The organism is Curtobacterium sp. SORGH_AS_0776 (assembly GCF_031453355.1).
Lineage (GTDB): Bacteria > Actinomycetota > Actinomycetes > Actinomycetales > Microbacteriaceae > Curtobacterium.
The window spans coordinates 2,905,852-2,923,704 of record NZ_JAVIYU010000001.1; the positions used below are offsets into that span (position 1 = coordinate 2,905,852).

Below are 17,853 nucleotides of genomic sequence, written 5' to 3' on the forward strand. Positions count from 1 at the left end.
GCCTGCGGTCACTCTCGTCGTCGCGCGCGGATCGCGTCGACCGCCGCCCAGGCGAGCAGCACCACCGCCGCTCCCCCGAGCAGCGCTCCGGCCACCCCGGTCGAGATGACCGCGGTCGGCCGGGCCGGCAGCGCGAGGTACACGATCGACAGGATGCCGGCCCCGGCGCCGAGCAGCACGAGCAGCACCCGCCGGACCACCCCGTTCAGCGTCCGTCGGTCCCGCCGGTCCGCGAACAGCCGGATGTTGACCGACAGCTTGCCGGTCTCGATCGCCTCGCCGATGCGGTCCACCCGGCGAGGGAGCCGGCGTGCGGCCGTCACCGCGCTGAACAGCTCGCGCACCGCCACGTCCCGGAGCTTGCCCGGTCGCAGCTGGTCGCGGATCTGTTCGGAGGCGAGTCCCCGTGACTCCTCGAGCAGGTCGAACGAGGGGGCGAGCGTGCGCAGTGTCCCCTCGAAGATCGCCAGGGCGCGCGCGGCGGCGACGAAGTCCGGCGGCGCCTTCAGCCGGTACCGGCCGAACACCGCGACGGCGTCGTCCACCGTCTCGACGCCGATCCGGGCACCCGGACCGAGCTCGTCCGCGACGAAGCGCGCGATGTCCCGGCGGAAGTCGGGTTCGTCCTGGGCGTCCCGGACCGGTGCCATCCGGAGCACCGCGTCGGCGATCCGCGAGGTGTCGTCCTGGATGTACGCGGCGAGCAGCTCCTGCACGATGTCCCGCAGGCCGGGGTCGAGCCTGCCCACCGAGCCGAAGTCGATGAGCGCCGGCCGGCCGTCGGGCAGCAGCAGGACGTTCCCGGGGTGGAGGTCACCGTGGTAGACCCCGTCGAAGACGACCTGCCGGAGGAACGCACGGAGGATCGACCGCATCGGCTGGTCGAGGTCGCGGTCGCTCCGCTCGGCCCGGATCGCGCTGAGGGTGTCCCCCTCGAGGAACTCCATCACGAGCACGCGCCGACCGGAGAGCTCCGGGTACGGGTCCGGGAAGCGCACCTCGTCGGGGCGGGCGCTCCGGCGCTGGGCAGCCCGCAGTGCCTCGAGGTTCCGGAGCTCCGAGCTGAAGTCGACCTGCCGCACGAGGTCGCCGGCGTACTGCTGGGCCACGTCCTGCACGCCGACCTGACGGGCCTCGACCGACCAGCGCGCCATGAAGCGCACGACACGGAGGGCGATGTCGACGTCGCGCCGCACGGCCTGGTCGATGCCGGGCCGCTGCACCTTGACGGCGACGCTCGTGCCGTCGGCGAGACGGGCTCGGTGGACCTGTGCGATCGACGCCGCGGCCACCGGGACCGGGTCGAAGGCCGCGAAGACCTCGTCCACGGGGGCGCCGAGTTCGCGTTCGAGCAGCGCTGCGACCTCGTCCGCGGGTGCCGGGGACACGTTCCGCTGCAGGTGCGCGAGCCCCTCGGTCCACTCCTCGGGGAGCAGGTCGTCGCGGGTGGAGAGGAGCTGTCCCATCTTCACGAACCCACCGCCGGCCTCCTCGAGCGCACGGCGGAGGTGCTCGGCCTGGCTGCGGCGGAGGTCCGAGGTCGCCGGGTCGTGCGAGAAGTCCAGGCGCCGGAACGGGACGAGGCCGTGCCGGCGTGCGATCGACAGCAGCTCGGTGAACCGGCGGGCACGGGACCGGACGGTCCCGGGGTCGGTCGCGTCCGGTGTGGACAGGTCGCTCAGGCGTGGCGGGGTGGGCACGGTTCCAGTCTGCTCCCCCGTCCTGCGTGGTCGGTTCCTCCACAGCCTGGAGGCGCGGCTCGTCGTCCCCAGGTCGGCCGACGCTCGCCCTGCGGCCGCCTCCACTGCGTCACGCTGGGATCGATTCACCTGGTCCGTTTCGCAGCACCAGGGTGATCAGACATACGACATTTCGACAACTGTGCTCCGGGGCTCGCCGACGTATCGTGGTGGTCCAAGGCAGACCGGCGGCTCGCAGACCGCGCGTTGCGCCGCCGCGTCCCTCGGAGCAGGCCGACCGTCGACATGAAGGAGCCGGAGTGATGCCGGTCTTCAGATGCCTCCCGGATGCGCTCGATCCCGACCGCGACGACGACGCGTACTGGGCATGGGAGAACGGAGCGACCATCGCCGAGTTCCACGAATGGAAGCGGACGGATGTCCTCACCGTGTCGATGCGGGTGAAGTGGTGGTGGCGACGGACCCGCCGCGTCCTCCGCTGAGCTAGACCCCGACCTCCTGGTAGGCGGTGAAGAGGAGGTGGTCCTCGGGCCCCTCGAGCGTGACCGGCTTGCCGACACCGTCGAGGATGATGAACCGGAGCATGCCGGCGCGGGCCTTCTTGTCACGACGCATCGTGGCGAGGAGCCCCTCCCAGCGGCCGATGCCGTAGGTCGTCGGCAGCTCGAGCGACTCGAGGATCGCGCGGTGCCGGTCCACCGTGGCGTCGTCGAGGTGTCCGGTGAGGCGCGCGAGCTCGGCGGCGAAGACCATCCCGACCGCGACGGCCGCTCCGTGTCGCCACTGGTACCGCTCGGCGTGCTCGATGGCGTGCCCGAGGGTGTGCCCGTAGTTCAGGATCTCGCGGCGGCCCTGCTCGGTGAAGTCGTCCGAGACGACCTGCGCCTTGAGTTCGATCGCGAGCTCGACGACGCGACGGAACTCCGGCGTGGTCGGGTCGGTGACGCGGTCGACGTCGGCCTCGATGATGTCGAGGATCTCCGGGACGGCGATGAAGCCGGCCTTCACGATCTCGGCGAAGCCCGTGAGGATCTCGTTGCGCGGCAGCGTGGCGACGAGGTCGATGTCGGCGACGACCGCGCGGGGCGGGTAGAAGGCGCCGACGAGGTTCTTGCCCTCGTTGGTGTTGATGCCGGTCTTGCCGCCGACGCTCGCGTCCACCATGCCGAGCACGCTCGTGGGGATCGCGACGTACGGCACCCCGCGCAGCCAGGTCGCCGCGACGAACCCGGCGAGGTCGGTCACGGCACCGCCGCCGAGGCCGATGACGGCGTCGGTGCGGGTGAAGTCGGACTGCCCCATGATCTGCCAGCAGAACGCGGCGACCTCGACGCGCTTGGCGCCCTCGGCATCCGGGACCTCGGCGATGAGGGCCTCGAGGCCGGCGTCGACGAGCAGGTCGCGCAGCGCGTTCGCCCGGGCGCCGAGCGTCGGGGCGTGCACGATGAGGACCTTCGCGACGCGAGGTCCGAGGAGCGCCGGCACCGACCCGAGCAGGCCGTTGCCGACGGCCACGACGTAGCCGTCCGCGCCGCCGACGCGGATCTCGGTGGTGCCCTCGGGGAGGACGGACTGGGTCGGGTCGGTCACGCTGTTCCTTCGCTCGTGGGTGCACCGGTGCTGGCCGGAGGGGTCTCGTCGCGCAGCCACGCGACGACGTCGTCGACGACGTGCGACATCGGCCGGCGCGAGGTGTCGAACACCGCGTGCGCGAGCTCGGCGTAGGTCGCCGCTCGCGCGTCCATGATCGTCTGCCACGCGTCGATGCCGCCGTTCGCCAGGAGCGGCCGGTCACTGCCGGCGATCCGGTCGGCGACGGCCTCGGGCGAGACGGTCAGCAGGACGATGCGCGCCCCGGCCATGGCCTCGCGCGTGGCGACGTGGGTGACGGCGCCGCCACCGACGGCGATGACGCCCCCGGTCGACAGCGCTGCCCGGACGGCTGCGGCCTCGAGTTCACGGAAGGCGGCCTCGCCACGGTCCGCGAAGATCCCGGGGATCGGACCGTGCTCGCGGACGATCACCCGGTCGGTGTCGGTGAACGGGACGCCGAGCGCCTTCGCCACGCGCTTGCCGACGCTGGACTTGCCGGCGCCCATCGGCCCGATGATGACCACCGGGGCTGCGGGACCGGCCGACGGCGACGCCGCCGCCGGCTCGGGTGCGTGCGTCACCAGGCCGTGGAGTGCTCGGCGGCCTCGGTGCTGCGGGTGCGCAGCGTCTCCGGGATCGACGCGAGGTACGCGTCGAGGTTCCGCTTCGTCTCGACGACGTTGTCGCCACCGAACTTCTCGAGCACGGCGTCGGCGAGGACGAGCGCGACCATGGCCTCGGCCACGACACCGGCGGCCGGGACGGCGCAGACGTCGGAGCGCTGGTGGTGCGCCGAGGCGTCCTCACCCGTGGCGACGTCGATGGTGTGCAGCGCGTGCGGGACGGTCGCGATCGGCTTCATGCCGGCGCGGACGCGCAGCACGGTGCCCGTGGACATGCCACCCTCGGTGCCGCCGGCGCGGTCGGACGTGCGGTAGATCTCGCCGTCTTCGCGGAAGAGCTCGTCGTGCGCCTCGGACCCACGGCGGGCAGCGGTCGCGAAGCCGTCGCCGACCTCGACGCCCTTGATCGCCTGGATGCCCATGATCACGGCGGCGAGACGGGCGTCGAGCCGGCGGTCCCACTGCACGTGCGATCCGAGTCCGGGCGGGACGCCGTAGAACAGCACCTCGACGACGCCGCCGAGGGTGTCGCCGTCTTTCTTCGCGGCTTCGACCTCGGTCACCATGCGAGCGGAGGTCTCGGCGTCGAAGCACCGCAGCTGGTCGTCGTCGAGGCGGTCGACGTCGTCCGGCAGGGGCAGCGCGGTGCCGTCGGGGACGCGGACGGTGCCGACCTGCAGCGTGTGCGCGACCGATCGGATGCCGAGCTCCGCCAGGAAGGACTTCGCGACGGCGCCGAGCGCGACCCGGGCCGCGGTCTCGCGCGCGCTCGCGCGTTCGAGGATCGGGCGGGCCTCGTCGAAGCCGTACTTCTGCATGCCGACGAGGTCGGCGTGGCCCGGACGCGGGCGGGTGAGCGGGGCGCTCCGCCCACGGGAGAGGTCGGTCTGCTCGACGGGCTCGGGGTTCATGACCTCGACCCACTTCGGCCACTCGGTGTTGCCGATGCGGATCGCGATCGGGCTGCCGAGCGAGTAGCCGTGCCGGACGCCGCCGGAGACGTGCAGTTCGTCCTGCTCGAACTTCATGCGGGAGCCGCGGCCGTAGCCGAGCTTGCGTCGCGCGAGATCGGTACGGATGGACTCGAACGACACCGGGACACCCGCGGGCAGGCCCTCGAGCATCGCGATCAGTTCGGGTCCGTGGGACTCACCAGCAGTCAACCAACGAAGCATGGTGTCCATCTTCCCACAGCCCGGGCCCCGTGCGACGCCGCTCGACTACTGGTAGTCGGGGTGTGCCCGGAGCCACGCCTGGAACTGGTCGACGGCGACGAGGTGCTGCGCGTACGTGTCGGAGAACACCGTCTCACCGGTCTCGAGGTTCACCGTCACGAAGTACAGCCACTTCCCCTGCGCCATGTTCGTGACGGCCTTGATGGCGATGTCGCCGGGGTTCGAGATCGGTGCTGGCGGCAGGCCGTCGTGCACGTAGGTGTTGTACTTGTTCGACGCGTCCTTGCGCTCGGCGTCGGTCGTCGTCACCCGGTGGGTGTTGCCGGTGCCGTAGGCGACCGTCGCGTCGGACTGCAGCGGCATGTCGATGTCGAGTCGGTTCTGGAACACCCGCGCGACCTTCGGGTAGTCGGCCGCGAGGCCGGCCTCCTTCTGGACGAGCGAGGCGAAGATGATCACGCGCTCCTGGTCGGCCTCGGCCACACCGGCGGCGGAGAGGTGCTCCTTCATCGTGTCGACCATCGACTTGAAGTACTCCGTCGCGCTCCACCCCGGGTTGATCGGGTAGGTCGCCGGGAACAGCCAGCCCTCGAGCGTGGTCGTGTTCGCCGGCAGGTCGTACGCGGAGAGGTCCTTCGCCGCAGCGGAGACCTCGGCGGCGGAGAGCCCCGCCTTCGAGACCATGCCGGCCTCGATGTCCTTGAGCGCCGTGCCCTCGGGGATCACGATCGAGGCCTGGACGCGGTTGTCCTTGTCCTGCAGCGCCGCGAGGGCCGCCTTCGAGCTCATCTTCTTCTTGAGCGCGTACGACCCCGGCTGGAACTGGACGTCCGGCGAGGCGAGCAGGAGCTTGTAGAAGACCTTCGAGTCCTTCACGACACCGCTGCGCTGCAGGGTCGCGGCGACGTTCTCGCCGATGTCGCCCTGCTTGATGGTGATCGTCACCTTGCTGGTGCCGTCGCCGGAGTAGTCGTCGGGCTCCTGGGAACCGCTGATGGCGGCGACGAGCTGCTGGACCTTGGGGGCCGCGAAGGAGTACGCGGACACCCCGACCGCGAGGACCACCGCGACGATGACGATGCCCGCGATGAGCGGGCCGCGACGACGCTTCGGGCGCGGCTCACGCGGGCCGCGTGGCGACCTGGAGGCGCCCCCACGTCCACCGCGACCGCCGCGTCCACCGTCTCCCGCGCCTCCGGGGCCGTTGCCGGGCTGGTCGGGACCACCTGCGCCGGCACCCGCGCCGGCGGCCGTGGCCGCACCGCCGCGTGCCGCGGCACGCGCGTCGTCGTCGACGTGGAGTTCGCCGGTGAGGAGCGCGTGCACGTCCGGGTGCAGTTCGTCGGGTGACGACGCCACCGGGGCGTCCGCCGCGGCGGCGCGACCGTCGACGTCGGCTCGGCCGGGGTCGAGACGGTCGGTGCTCGACCCGGCCGCGTCGGTGCTGGCCGGGCTCGCGGCCGCGGGGCCCGCGTCGGCGCGCGCCCGCGCGGCTTCGGCGGCGCGTGCTTCGCGTCGGGACATCGGTCGACCGGTCGCGTCCGGGGCGCCGTTCCGCACGCCGGTGGTCTCGCCCGCGTCACCGCGTGCGTCGGGGGTCTCCGCACGGTCGGAAGTCGTCTTCCGCCGCTCGGCGTCGTTGCCGGGCGCGATGATCGCGTTCCAGTCCAGGTCGTCTGCCAACGGTCCTCGGGTCTCTCGGTCGGGAACTCCGCCTGGGCTCGGGGTGCTGGGCGACGGTGTGGCAGCCGCGTTCAGGCGAGCACTGCGGTGGTCCGCAGTTTCAGGGGAGCGTGGCCCCGGGTGGGGCACTGGCCGCACGCTCGTGGTCGAGCGCGTGTTGCAGAATGATAACAGCGGCCGCTTGGTCGATCACGGCGCGGGACTTCTTCGTGTTCTTGCCGGCCTGGTGCAGGCCGCGCTGGGCCGTCACGGTCGAGAGTCGTTCGTCGACCAGACGCACCGGACGGTGTTCCGCCAGGCGCCCGGCGAACTCCCGGGCGTCCGCCGTGGACGGGGTGTCCCCGCCCGACATCGAGAGCGGCAGCCCGACGACGATCTCGAGGACGTCGTACTCCTCCGCGATCTCGAGGATCCGCCGGACGTCCGTGGCGTCGTGCCGGGCGACGGTCTCGACGGGCGTCGCGAGGAGCCCATCGCGATCGCACACGGCGACCCCGATCCGGGCGCGGCCGACGTCGACGCCGAGCCGGCGCCCGGAACGGATCGCCACGATCAGGCCGCGAGCCGGTCGGTGACCGCGCGGAGGGCTGCCGGGAGCGCGGACGCGTCGGTGCCACCGCCCTGCGCGAGGTCCGGCTTGCCGCCGCCACCACCACCGAGGACGCCGGCGGCTTCCTTCGCGAGCGGTCCCGCCTGCACACCGGCGGCGCGGGCGGCGTCGTTCGTCGCGACGATGACCACCGGCTTGTCGTTGATGACCGCGCCGAGGACCACGACGGCGGCACCGTCGCCGAGCTGGCTGCGGACACCGGTCGCGAGCGCGCGGAGGTCGTCACCGGACTGGAGTCCCTGGACGGACTCGGCCACGACGGTCGTCGCGCCCACCGACGTCGCCTGGCGTGCGATCGCCGGGACGCGCTGCTGGAGGTTGGCGGACTCGAACTCGGCGACGCGCTTCTGCGCCGTCCGGAGGTCCTCCATCAGGGACTGCACGCGGGTCGGCAGGTCCTCTCGGGGGGCCTTGAGCGCGCTCGACAGCTGGGACACGATGGTGCGCTCGACGGCGAGGTCGCGGAAGCCCTCGAGCCCGACGAGCGCCTCGACGCGGCGGTTGGTCGAACCGACGCTCGACTCCCCCACGAGGTTGACGAGCCCGACCTGGGCGCTGGACGCCACGTGCGTGCCACCGCAGAGTTCACGGGACCACGGGCCGCCGATGTCGACCATGCGGACCTCGGAGCCGTACTTCTCGCCGAACAGCGCCTGCGCGCCGAGCGACTTGGCCTCGTCGAGCGGGAGCACGCGCGTCGAGACCTCGAGGTCGGAGCGGATCGCGGTGTTCACGACCTCCTCGATCTCGGAACGGGTCTCGAGCGAGACCGGCTGCGACCACGAGAAGTCGAGCCGCATGTAGCCCGACTTGTTGTACGAGCCGGCCTGGAGCGCCTCCGGGCCGAGGATGTCGCGCAGTGCGGCGTTCACGAGGTGCGTCGCGGAGTGCGCCTGGGTCGCACCGCGGCGGTACTCGGCGTCGACCACGGTCGTCGCCGGCGCACCGACACCGACCTCGCCCGAGCGCACCTGGACCGTGTGGCTCCACAGACCGGCGACGGGACGCTGGACGTCGAGCACCTCGAGGTCGAAGCCGTTGCCGACGATCGAGCCCTGGTCGGCGTCCTGACCACCGGACTCGGCGTAGAGGGAGGTCTCGCCGAGGATGACCTCGGCGATGTCGCCCGCGACCGCACGGTCGACGCTCACGCCGTCCACGATGATGCCGAGGATGTTCGTCTCGGCCTCGAGCGCGTCGTAGCCGAGGAAGACGGTCTCGCCCTTCGCCCGGAACGCGCTGTAGACGCTGAGGTCGGCGAGTGCGGTCTTCTTGCTCTTGGCGTCCGCCTTCGCCCGCGCCCGCTGCTCGGACATCAGGGTCTCGAACGCGGACCGGTCGACCTGGACGCCGGCTTCCTCGGCCATCTCCATCGTGAGGTCGATCGGGAAGCCGAAGGTGTCGTGCAGGAGGAACGCCGTGTCCCCGCCGATCGCGGGCGCGCCGTCCTGCTTCGCACGCTCGACCGCGACGTCGAGGATCGTCGTGCCCTGCGCGAGCGTGCGGAGGAAGGTCTCCTCTTCCGCGTAGGCGATGCGCGCGATGCGGTCGTAGTCGCTGAAGACCTCGGGGTAGGCGTCGCGCATGGCGTCGCGGGACGCGGGGAAGAGCCGGGGGAAGGTCGCACCCTCGACGCCGAGCAGGCGCATCGCGCGCACGGTGCGGCGGAGCAGGCGGCGGAGGATGTAGCCGCGGCCCTCGTTCGACGGGGAGACGCCGTCGGCGATGAGCATGAGCGCCGACCGGACGTGGTCCGCGATGACGCGCATGCGGACGTCGTCCTCGTGCACGGCGCCGTACCGACGACCGGAGATCGCCGCCGCCTCGTCGAGGACCGGGCGCACCTGGTCGATCTCGTACATGTTGTCGACGCCCTGCTTGATGAAGGCGACGCGCTCGAGCCCCATGCCGGTGTCGATGTTCTTGTTCGGCAGCTCGCCCGTGATCTCGAAGTCGTACTTCGAACGGACGTCGGCGATCTGGTACTGCATGAACACCAGGTTCCAGATCTCGACGTAGCGGTCGTCGTCGGTCGCCGGACCGCCGTCGATGCCGTACTCCGGACCCCGGTCGAAGAAGATCTCGGAGCAGGGGCCCGCCGGCCCGGGCTGCCCGGTCGACCAGTAGTTGGTGTCCTTGCCGAGCCGCTGGATCCGCTCGTCGGGGAGCGAGGAGTGCTGCTTCCAGAAGGCGATCGCCTCGTCGTCGTCCTCGTACACGGTGACCCAGAGGTCGTCGGGCGAGAAGCCGAGCCCACCGTCCGGCTCGGGCGTCGTCAGGAACTGCCAGGCGTACTCGATCGCCTGCTCCTTGAAGTAGTCGCCGAACGAGAAGTTGCCGTTCATCTGGAAGAACGTGCCGTGCCGCGGGGTCTTGCCGACCTCTTCGATGTCGTTCGTGCGGATGCACTTCTGGACGCTCGTGGCGCGGGGGTACGGCGCGGGGACGAGCCCGGTCAGGTACGGGATGAACGGCACCATGCCGGCGACCGTGAACAGGAGCGAGGGGTCGTCCGAGACGAGCGAGGCGGACGGGACGACGGTGTGGCCGCGGTCACCGAAGAACTGGAGCCAACGGCGGCGGATCTCTGCGGTCTGCATGGTGCTTCCTGGTTTCAGGTCGTGTGCGTGGGAGGGGTCGTCGGTCAGACGTCGGTGCGGAGCTCGGCCTCGCGAGAGCGGTAGCCCTCGGCGACGGCACCACGGAAGGCTTCCGCGCGAGCGTTCACGTCGGCGAAGAACCGCGCGCCACCGGGGGTGTTCGCGACCTTGTGCGCGACGGCGAACCCGATGACGACGCCGACGGCGACGAAGAACAGCTGCTTCACGGTGCCTCTCCCTCTCGTGCACGCGAGCGGTGCGTGCCCAGACGATCTTACCGACGACACCGGCCACCGACGCCGAACGGCGGGCCGCCCTCGTGAGAGGACGACCCGCCGTTCGGGTGTGATCAGTGGATCAGCGAGCTGCGTAGTACTCGACGACGAGCTGCACTTCACAGGTCACGGGGACCTCGGCGCGCTTCGGGCGACGGACCAGGCGGGCCTGGAGCTTGTCGATCTCGACCTCGAGGTAGCCCGGGACCTTCGGCAGGACTTCCTGGTGCCCACCGGCGGCGGCGACCTGGAAGGGCTCGAGGGACTCGGAGCGCTGCTTCACGTGGATGAGCTGCCCCTCCTTCACGCGGAAGGACGGACGGTCGACGAGCTTGCCGTCGACCAGGATGTGACGGTGCACGATCAGCTGACGCGCCTGCGCGGTGGTGCGGGCGAAGCCGGCACGGAGCACGAGGGCGTCGAGGCGCTGCTCGAGGAGCTCGACCAGGTTCTCACCGGTCAGGCCCTTCGTCTTGCGGGCCTCTTCGAAGACGATGCGGAGCTGCTTCTCGCGGATGCCGTACTGGGCGCGCAGACGCTGCTTCTCACGGAGGCGGACGGCGTAGTCGCTGTCCGCACGACGGCGGGTGCGGCCGTGCTCACCGGGGCCGTAGGGGCGCTTCTCGAGGTAACGGGCCGCCTTCGGCGTCAGCGGGATGCCGAGCGCGCGCGAGAGGCGGGTCTTGCTGCGGGTACGTGACTTGGTAGACACAGGGTCCTTTTCTCTGTCTGAACTGAATGACTCGAGGGGATCCGTCCGACCGTGGGCAACGAGACACACGGAAGGGATCGGTCCCGACGACGGGATCCAGAGGGATGAGCCTGTGGGATCGGACGGCTACAGTCCGAACCTCTGCCCCCGTACCACCGGAGTGGCACTCTGTCCTCGACGCAGCCGTGCTCGAGGACCAGGACGTAGGCCCGGCAATGCTAGCAGGAACTCGGGGCGGCCACTACTCGCCGCGGGTGATCTTCCGGAGTCGCTCGAGTCGGGGCCCGACCTCGCGCTCGAAGCCGTTCGCCGTCGGGGTGTAGTACTCGGTGCCCTCGAGCGCGTCGGGCAGGTACTGCTGCTCGGCGACACCGTGCTCGGCGTCGTGCGAGTAGACGTAGCCCTTGCCGTGGCCGAGCCGCTTCGCGCCGGGGTAGTGCGCGTCGCGGAGGTGCATCGGCACGACCCCGAGCCGCCCGGCCTTGACGTCGGCGATCGCGGCGTTCACCCCGTTGTAGGCGGCGTTCGACTTCGGTGCGGTCGCCAGGTAGACGACCGCCTCGGCCAGGGGGATCCGACCCTCGGGCATGCCGATGAGCTGGACGGCCTGTGCGGCCGCGACGGCGATGGGCAGGGCCTGCGGATCGGCCATGCCGATGTCCTCGGACGCCGAGATGATGATGCGACGGGCGATGAACCGCGGGTCCTCGCCCGCCTCGATCATGCGCGCCAGGTAGTGGAGTGCGGCGTCGACGTCGCTCCCCCGGACCGACTTGATGAACGCGCTGATGACGTCGTAGTGCTCGTCGCCCTGGCGGTCGTAGCGGAGCAGTGCCCGATCGACCGCTGCGGCGACGGTGTCGGCGTCGACGACCGGGACCGTGTCGACGCCGTCGAGGGTCCCGTCCGCGTCGTCGTCGGCCTGCGCCGCGACGGCCGAGGACGCCGCGGCCTCGAGCGCGGTGAGTGCCCGACGGGCGTCGCCGGAGGACAGCCGCACGATGGCGCTGCGGGCCTCGTCGCCGAGGACGACCGATCCGCCGAGACCCCGCGGGTCCTCGACCGCGCGGTCGACGAGCATGCCGAGGTCCTCGTCGGTGAGGGGCTTGAGCGTGAGCAGCAGGGAGCGGGACAGCAGCGGCGAGATGACCGAGAACGACGGGTTCTCGGTCGTCGCCGCGATGAGGATGACCCAACCGTTCTCGACGCCGGGCAGCAGGGCGTCCTGCTGGGCCTTGCTGAAGCGGTGGATCTCGTCGAGGAAGAGGACCGTGGTCGATCCGTAGAGGTCGCGGTGCGTGAGCGCCTTCTCCATGACCTCGCGCACGTCCTTCACGCCGGCGGTCACGGCCGACAGCTCGACGAACTCGCGACCGGACTGCCGCGCGATCGCCTGCGCCAGCGTCGTCTTGCCGGTGCCGGGCGGTCCCCAGAGGATCACCGAGACGCCGCCGGGGTTCTCGCGCGTGCCCGTCGCGAGTTGCACGAGGGGACTGCCGCGGCCGAGCAGGTGCTGCTGGCCGGCGACCTCGTCGAGGCTGGTCGGCCGCATCCGCACCGCGAGCGGGACGGACCCCTGCGCCAGCCCGGCGCGACCGCCGGTGGTGGGCGCACGCATGCCCGAACGGTCCGCTGCCATGTGACCAATCGTAGGCCGACCCACCGACAGGGGCGTGCCTCCAGGCCTCCGACAGGGCCGTTTACAGTACGCTCGTCGCACACTCGACGAGAGGTACGACCAGCACCGTGGCACCGAAGAACCAGGCGCGTGACAACCGGGAGGCGCGCGAGCGCCTCCGCCTCTACACGGCACGGCAGGGCCTGCACGAACGGCAGCGGCGCCGCCGGGTGCGGGACAACGTCGTCGGCGCCGGTGTCCTCGTCCTCGTCGCGGCGTTGGCGACCGGTTCGCAGCTCGCCTTCGCCGGGTCGCAGGGTGGCGGGGCGGACGCGAGCGCGAGTGCCTCCGCGACCGCGACACCGACCCCGTCCGCGAGTGCCACCGCCGCGAACACGGGCGACGTCCCGAGCAAGTCCATCGCGAAGGACTCCACCTGGACCGGATCGCTCACCCTGAACAAGGACGTGAAGCTCGGCATCGAGCTGGACGGCGAGAAGGCACCCCAGGCCGCGAGCGTCGAGATCAAGCTCATCCAGGAGCAGTTCTACAACGGCACCACCTGCCACCGACTCGCCGACAGCACCGGGTTCGAGTTCCTGCAGTGCGGCTCCGCGAACGGCGACGGCACGGGTGACGCCGGGTTCCAGTACGGTCCGCTCGAGAACGTCCCGAGCGACGGCAAGTACACCAAGGGCACCATCGCGATCGCCCGCAGTTCGTCGGCGTACTCGCAGACGACTCAGTTCTTCATCGTCTACGGCGACACCACGTTGGACGGCTCCACCGGCGGCTACACCGTCGTCGGGAAGGTCACCAGCGGCCTCGACGAACTCGAGTCGAAGATCACGTCGAAGGGCATCTCCTCCCCCGGCAGCGACGGCACCGGCGAGCCGAAGGTGGCGACGAAGATCACCGGCGCGACGATCGAGCAGGAGAAGTAGTCCACAGGCGCGCCGACCCGGCGGGTCGCAGATGCTCTCCGTGCAATAGGCTGACGACCTGACCGTGCCGACGGCGACGTCGGTGATGCACGACCACGATCGAGGCGAGACCTGTGGGACCTGACGAAGCAACGACCTGGGGGCGGGTCGACGAGACCGGGACGGTGTACGTCCGGTACGAGGACACCGAGAAAGCCGTCGGTGAGTACCCGGACGCGACACCCGACGAAGCCCTCGCCTACTTCGCGCGGAAGTACGCCGACCTCGAGGGGCAGGTGAAGATCGCCGAGCAGCGTGTCCAGCGTGGTGCCTCGGCGAACGACGTCGCCCGCACGGTGGAGCACCTGCAGGCCCTCGTGGCCGAGGCCCGGGTCGTCGGCGACCTCAAGTCGCTCGAGACCCGCGTCGCCGCCCTGACCGAGCAGCTCGGCTCCCTGACGAAGGAGCAGGCGGAGCAGGCACAGCAGGCCCTCGCGGACGCCCTGGCGCACCGCACCGCCCTGGTGGAAGAAGCCGAGGCCCTCGCCGCGGTCGACCCGGCACGGGCGCAGTGGAAGCAGATCACCGCGCAGCTCGACGACGTCTTCGCGCGGTGGCAGCAGCACCAGCACGACGGCCCCCGCATCCCCAAGAACGAGGCGAACGAGCTCTGGAAGCGTTTCCGCGCGGCCCGCTCGACCGTCGACCAGCACCGTCGCGCGTTCTACTCCGAGCTCGACGCCCAGCACCGTGACGCCCGCAACCGCAAGCAGGAGCTCGTCCAGCAGGCCGAGGCGCTCGCTCCCCGCGGGTCCGACGCGATCCCGGCGTACCGCGAACTGCTCGACGACTGGAAGGGCGCGGGGCGGGCCGGCAAGCGGCACGACGACGCACTCTGGGCACGCTTCAAGGCCGCGGGTGACGTGCTGTTCGAGCAGCGCCACGCCGAAGCCGCCGCCGAGAACGTCGAGTACTCGGCGAACCTCGAAGCGAAGCAGGCCCTCCTGACCGAGGCCGAGCCGCTCCTGAAGGTCACCGACCGGGCTGCCGCACGCAAGACCCTGACGGGCATCCAGCGTCGGTGGGACGAGATCGGCAAGGTCCCCCGCGGTGACGTCCGGCGCATCGAGGACCGTCTCCGCGCGGTCGAGGACCACGTGCGCAGCCTCGAGGACGAGCACTGGAAGGCGTCCGACCCGGAGCGCAAGGCCCGTCAGACCGGTCTCGCGAGCCAGCTCGAGGACGCGATCGGCAAGCTCGAAGCGGAGCTCGCCGATGCCCAGGCCTCGGGCGACGCCCGCAAGATCAAGGATGCGCAGGAAGCGCTCGACGCCCGCAAGATCTGGCTCGACGCCCTCGGCGGCTGATCCGCTCCCTACGACGAAGCCCCCGCGACCGTTCGGTCGCGGGGGCTTCGTCGTCGGTCGCAGGGCTTGGGGAACGTCCGCAGTGTGCGAGGTCCCGCGCACCGTGGGACGCGGATGCCCTCGCACCGAGGCCGGAACCTCGCACACTGCGACAACGGGGTCAGACGACGGCGGGGAGCCCCAGCAGCGTCCGGATGTCGCGGTCGTCCTGCCGCATCTGTTCGGCGAGCTCGTCCATCGAGTCGAACTTCACCATGCCCCGCACGTACGAGACGAACAGCACCGAGATCGTGTCGCCGTAGAGGTCGATGTCCACGTCGAGCAGGTGCGCCTCGATCTGCTTCGCCGGCACGCCCTCGAACGTCGGGTTGTTGCCGACGGAGACTGCAGCCGGGTACACCGTGCCGTCGTGCAGCACCCGTGCGGCGTAGACGCCGTCGGCGGGGACGAAGCCCTCGGACGCCGGGTCGAGGTTCGCCGTCGGGTAGCCCATCGCCCGACCGCGCTCGTTCCCGTGCACGACGACGCTCCGCACCGCGTGTTCCCGGCCGAGCAGGCGCGCGGCCTCGGCGACGCGGCCGTCCCCGAGGAGCTCGCGGATCCACGTCGAGGACACCCGTCGCTCGCCGTCCGGCCGGACGTCGTCGACCAGGTCGACGTCGTCGATGAGCTCGACGGTGAAGCCGTGCTGCTCCCCCAGCTCGCGCAGGAGGGCGACGTCGCCGGCGCCCTTCGCCCCGAACCGGAAGTCGCTGCCGACGAACACGAGCTGGGCGTGCAGGGTGTCGACGAGGATCTCCGACACGAAGGCCTCCGGCGCCTTCGACTGGAGCTCGTGGTCGAACCGGAGCAGCAGGGTGGCGTCGACCCCGACGTCGTCGAGCAGCTCGCGCCGCTGGGCGATGCTCGTCAGGGCGGGCGGCACCTTGTCGGGGTCGATCACGTCGAGCGGGTGGCGGTCGAACGTCACGACCGTGGACACGAGGCCGTGCTCGCGCGCCGCACGCTCGAGGTGCGCGATGACCGCACGGTGCCCGACGTGGACCCCGTCGAACTTCCCGATGGTGACCGCACTCGGCCCGAAGCCCTGCGCCACGTCGGCGGTGTCGTCGTAGTACTGCACGTCGGTCCCTACTCGCCGGCCGGTACGGCGGACGGGGTCGTCTCGGTCGCGGTGGCGGTGCGGTGGTGCTTGCGGAGCCACCAGAGTCCGGCCACCGGCAGCACCAGCGGCGCGAAGGCGTAGCCCATGCCGTAGTACGACCAGATGGTGTCGTCGGGGAACAGCTGCCGGTCGAAGAGCGACAGCGTGCCGATCACGAGCACGCCGGTCATCTCGAAGACGATCGTGACGCAGGCCACGCGGTACCAGAACCGACCCGGCACGATGAGGGCGATCATCGCGACGATGTACACGACCGCGGCGACGGCGCTGAGGGTGTACGCGAACGGTGCGAACGAGAACTTCTCGATGATCTGCACGACGCTGCGTCCCGTCGCTGCCAGCGCGAGGATGCCGTAGACGGCGATGAGGACGCGGCCGATGCCGGTCGCGAGGGAGGATCTGGTCGCCATTGCACCGATTCTACCGACGGCGGGCGGCCACGATGACGCACCACGACGAACGCGCAGTCGCCGGGGCACGCGAGCGGGTCAGTTCAGGGCGAACCAGATCTGGTACATCCGGTAGACCATCACCGCGACCGTGAACGCACCGGCCCCGAGGACCACCGTGCTCCACTTCGTCCGGTCGATGAGCGCCCAGACGATGGTCGCCGGCGGGACGAGGAGCACCGAGACGGCGTACACACCGAACTCGAGTGCGTTGCCGACCGGCGGGCTGCCCGTGGCCGGCAGGACGAGGGAGATCACACCCTGGGCGAGGAGCAGCAGCTCGATGAGCGCGAGCGACCCGACCGTGTAGTCGTTCGGCTTCCAACCGATGAACCCCACGACGACCGCGAAGAGCCCGGCGAGCACGGCGATGACGAGCTGCACCCACATGAACCACTCGATCACGCGCCCACCCCCGATGCCGTCGGGAAGTTGGTGATGACGCGCAGCAGTCCGCGTCGCACCGAGACGAGCCCGACGAGCCGGTCCCCCTCGGTGGCGACGGCCGCGACCGGGCCGTCGGTGTCCGGGTGGTCCGCCGCGACGCGCTTGCCGTCGGCGAGGTCCTTCGCCGCGGCCGGGTCGAGCGGCACGGACGGGAACAGGGTGCGGGCGACGTCGACCGGTCGGGCGAGTGCGGCCCGGACATCGACGGACTCGTCCTCGAGGTCGATCGCGTCGTCGACGCTGAAGGGGCCGATCTCGGTGCGGCGGAGCGCGGTGAGGTGTGCGCCGGTGCCGAGTGCGGCGCCGACGTCACGGGCCAGCGCGCGCACGTAGGTGCCGGACGAGCACGACACGACCACGTCGAGGTCGATCACGGCCACGTCCTCGCCGTCGACCGAGACGACGCGGTCGCCCCGGCCGGTGACGTCGAACCGCGACACCGTCACGGTCCGGGACTGCAGGACGACCGCTTCACCCTTGCGCGCGAGGTCGTAGGCGCGGCGGCCGCCGACCTTGATGGCGCTGACGGTCGACGGCACCTGCGAGATCTGTCCGCGCTGCGCGGCGACGGCCCGCTCGACCGCGGCCTCGGACACGTCCGCCGAGGACGTGCCCACGGCTGCGGTGGGGGTCCCGTCGGCGTCGTCCGAGTCGGTCGAGACCCCGAGACGGATCGTGGCGGTGTAGGTCTTGCCGAGTCCGACGAGGTGCGTCAGGAGCCGGGTCGACGGACCGATCCCGAGCAGGAGCAGGCCGGTCGCCATCGGGTCGAGCGTGCCGGCGTGGCCGACCTTCTTCAGGCCGAGCCGACGTCGGGCGATGGAGACGACCCGGTGGCTGGAGATCCCCTGCGGCTTGTCGACGAGGAGGATGCCGTCGGGCGCGGTTTCGAGCACCAGAGGAGATTACCAGC

Annotated in this window: 17 protein-coding genes; 3 read left to right on the forward strand and 14 right to left on the reverse strand. The window is 71.2% G+C overall.

Annotated features, from left to right (window positions below; genetic code table 11):
* Positions 1–8: 8 nt before the first annotated feature.
* Positions 9–1,700 carry an AarF/UbiB family protein gene (locus QE359_RS14265; RefSeq protein ID WP_309779676.1) on the reverse strand — a complete coding sequence of 564 codons (1,692 nt, stop codon included), beginning with the start codon at positions 1,698–1,700 and terminating at the stop codon, positions 9–11.
* 302 nt (positions 1,701–2,002) lie between these two features.
* On the opposite strand from QE359_RS14265, the gene QE359_RS14270 reads away from it, so the two are divergent.
* Entirely contained in the window at positions 2,003–2,182 is a 180-nt protein-coding gene (locus QE359_RS14270) for a hypothetical protein (protein ID WP_309779677.1), read from the forward strand.
* 1 nt (position 2,183) lies between these two features.
* Here QE359_RS14270 and aroB read toward each other — a convergent pair whose 3' ends face one another.
* The 9 genes from aroB to QE359_RS14315 form a co-directional block, all read right to left on the reverse strand.
* On the reverse strand, positions 2,184–3,290 hold the full coding sequence (gene aroB / locus QE359_RS14275) for a 3-dehydroquinate synthase (RefSeq protein ID WP_261647009.1): 1,107 nt from the start codon (positions 3,288–3,290) through the stop codon (positions 2,184–2,186).
* Positions 3,287–3,874 (reverse strand): shikimate kinase, encoded by a 588-nt coding sequence (locus QE359_RS14280; RefSeq protein WP_309779678.1) that lies wholly within the window; start codon positions 3,872–3,874, stop codon positions 3,287–3,289. The genes aroB and QE359_RS14280 overlap by 4 nt, the downstream gene beginning before the upstream one ends.
* On the reverse strand, positions 3,871–5,091 hold the full coding sequence (aroC, locus tag QE359_RS14285; RefSeq protein ID WP_309779679.1) for a chorismate synthase: 1,221 nt from the start codon (positions 5,089–5,091) through the stop codon (positions 3,871–3,873). Before aroC ends, QE359_RS14280 begins: the two co-directional genes overlap by 4 nt.
* A 45-nt stretch (positions 5,092–5,136) precedes the next feature.
* The gene (mltG, locus tag QE359_RS14290) at positions 5,137–6,774 is read right to left on the reverse strand and encodes an endolytic transglycosylase MltG (protein WP_309779680.1); all 1,638 of its coding nucleotides are present in this window, start codon (positions 6,772–6,774) and stop codon (positions 5,137–5,139) included.
* Positions 6,775–6,874: 100 nt separating this feature from the next.
* Positions 6,875–7,327 carry a Holliday junction resolvase RuvX gene (gene ruvX, locus QE359_RS14295; protein WP_092386988.1) on the reverse strand — a complete coding sequence of 151 codons (453 nt, stop codon included), beginning with the start codon at positions 7,325–7,327 and terminating at the stop codon, positions 6,875–6,877.
* Positions 7,327–9,984 (reverse strand): alanine--tRNA ligase, encoded by a 2,658-nt coding sequence (gene alaS, locus QE359_RS14300; RefSeq protein WP_309779681.1) that lies wholly within the window; start codon positions 9,982–9,984, stop codon positions 7,327–7,329. Before alaS ends, ruvX begins: the two co-directional genes overlap by 1 nt.
* Before the next feature lie 44 nt (positions 9,985–10,028).
* A complete protein-coding gene (locus QE359_RS14305; protein ID WP_070416260.1) occupies positions 10,029–10,211 on the reverse strand; it encodes a hypothetical protein in 183 nt (60 codons plus the stop codon).
* 130 nt (positions 10,212–10,341) lie between these two features.
* A complete protein-coding gene (gene rpsD / locus QE359_RS14310) occupies positions 10,342–10,971 on the reverse strand; it encodes a 30S ribosomal protein S4 (protein ID WP_058726527.1) in 630 nt (209 codons plus the stop codon).
* Between the two features lie 241 nt (positions 10,972–11,212).
* A complete protein-coding gene (locus QE359_RS14315) occupies positions 11,213–12,589 on the reverse strand; it encodes a replication-associated recombination protein A (protein ID WP_031261054.1) in 1,377 nt (458 codons plus the stop codon).
* Positions 12,590–12,717: 128 nt separating this feature from the next.
* Between QE359_RS14315 and QE359_RS14320 the strand changes: the two genes are divergently transcribed.
* Positions 12,718–13,533: a peptidylprolyl isomerase gene (locus QE359_RS14320; RefSeq protein ID WP_309779682.1), complete on the forward strand. Its 816-nt coding sequence runs from the start codon at positions 12,718–12,720 to the stop codon at positions 13,531–13,533.
* 113 nt (positions 13,534–13,646) lie between these two features.
* Positions 13,647–14,879, forward strand: a complete 1,233-nt coding sequence (locus QE359_RS14325) for a DUF349 domain-containing protein (RefSeq protein ID WP_309779683.1) — start codon at positions 13,647–13,649, stop codon at positions 14,877–14,879.
* Between the two features lie 160 nt (positions 14,880–15,039).
* Here QE359_RS14325 and QE359_RS14330 read toward each other — a convergent pair whose 3' ends face one another.
* From QE359_RS14330 to truB, 4 genes are all read right to left on the reverse strand, one after another.
* A complete protein-coding gene (locus QE359_RS14330; protein ID WP_070416262.1) occupies positions 15,040–16,002 on the reverse strand; it encodes a bifunctional riboflavin kinase/FAD synthetase in 963 nt (320 codons plus the stop codon).
* An 8-nt stretch (positions 16,003–16,010) separates the two neighbouring features.
* Positions 16,011–16,454, reverse strand: coding sequence for a hypothetical protein (locus QE359_RS14335; protein ID WP_070416263.1), 444 nt, complete (start codon positions 16,452–16,454; stop codon positions 16,011–16,013).
* Positions 16,455–16,532: 78 nt separating this feature from the next.
* Positions 16,533–16,898 (reverse strand): hypothetical protein, encoded by a 366-nt coding sequence (locus tag QE359_RS14340; protein WP_070416264.1) that lies wholly within the window; start codon positions 16,896–16,898, stop codon positions 16,533–16,535.
* On the reverse strand, positions 16,895–17,836 hold the full coding sequence (gene truB / locus QE359_RS14345) for a tRNA pseudouridine(55) synthase TruB (protein ID WP_309779684.1): 942 nt from the start codon (positions 17,834–17,836) through the stop codon (positions 16,895–16,897). The genes QE359_RS14340 and truB overlap by 4 nt, the downstream gene beginning before the upstream one ends.
* Positions 17,837–17,853 lie beyond the last annotated feature (17 nt).

Bases quoted from the DNA above. Each gene is read 5' to 3' on its own strand.
- QE359_RS14270 (WP_309779677.1), top strand. From the start codon at position 2,003: ATGCCGGTCTTCAGATGCCTCCCGGATGCGCTCGATCCCGACCGCGAC.
- aroC (WP_309779679.1), bottom strand. From the start codon at position 5,091: ATGCTTCGTTGGTTGACTGCTGGTGAGTCCCACGGACCCGAACTGATC.
- alaS (WP_309779681.1), bottom strand. From the start codon at position 9,984: ATGCAGACCGCAGAGATCCGCCGCCGTTGGCTCCAGTTCTTCGGTGAC.
- QE359_RS14315 (WP_031261054.1), bottom strand. From the start codon at position 12,589: ATGCGTGCGCCCACCACCGGCGGTCGCGCCGGGCTGGCGCAGGGGTCC.
- QE359_RS14335 (WP_070416263.1), bottom strand. From the start codon at position 16,454: ATGGCGACCAGATCCTCCCTCGCGACCGGCATCGGCCGCGTCCTCATC.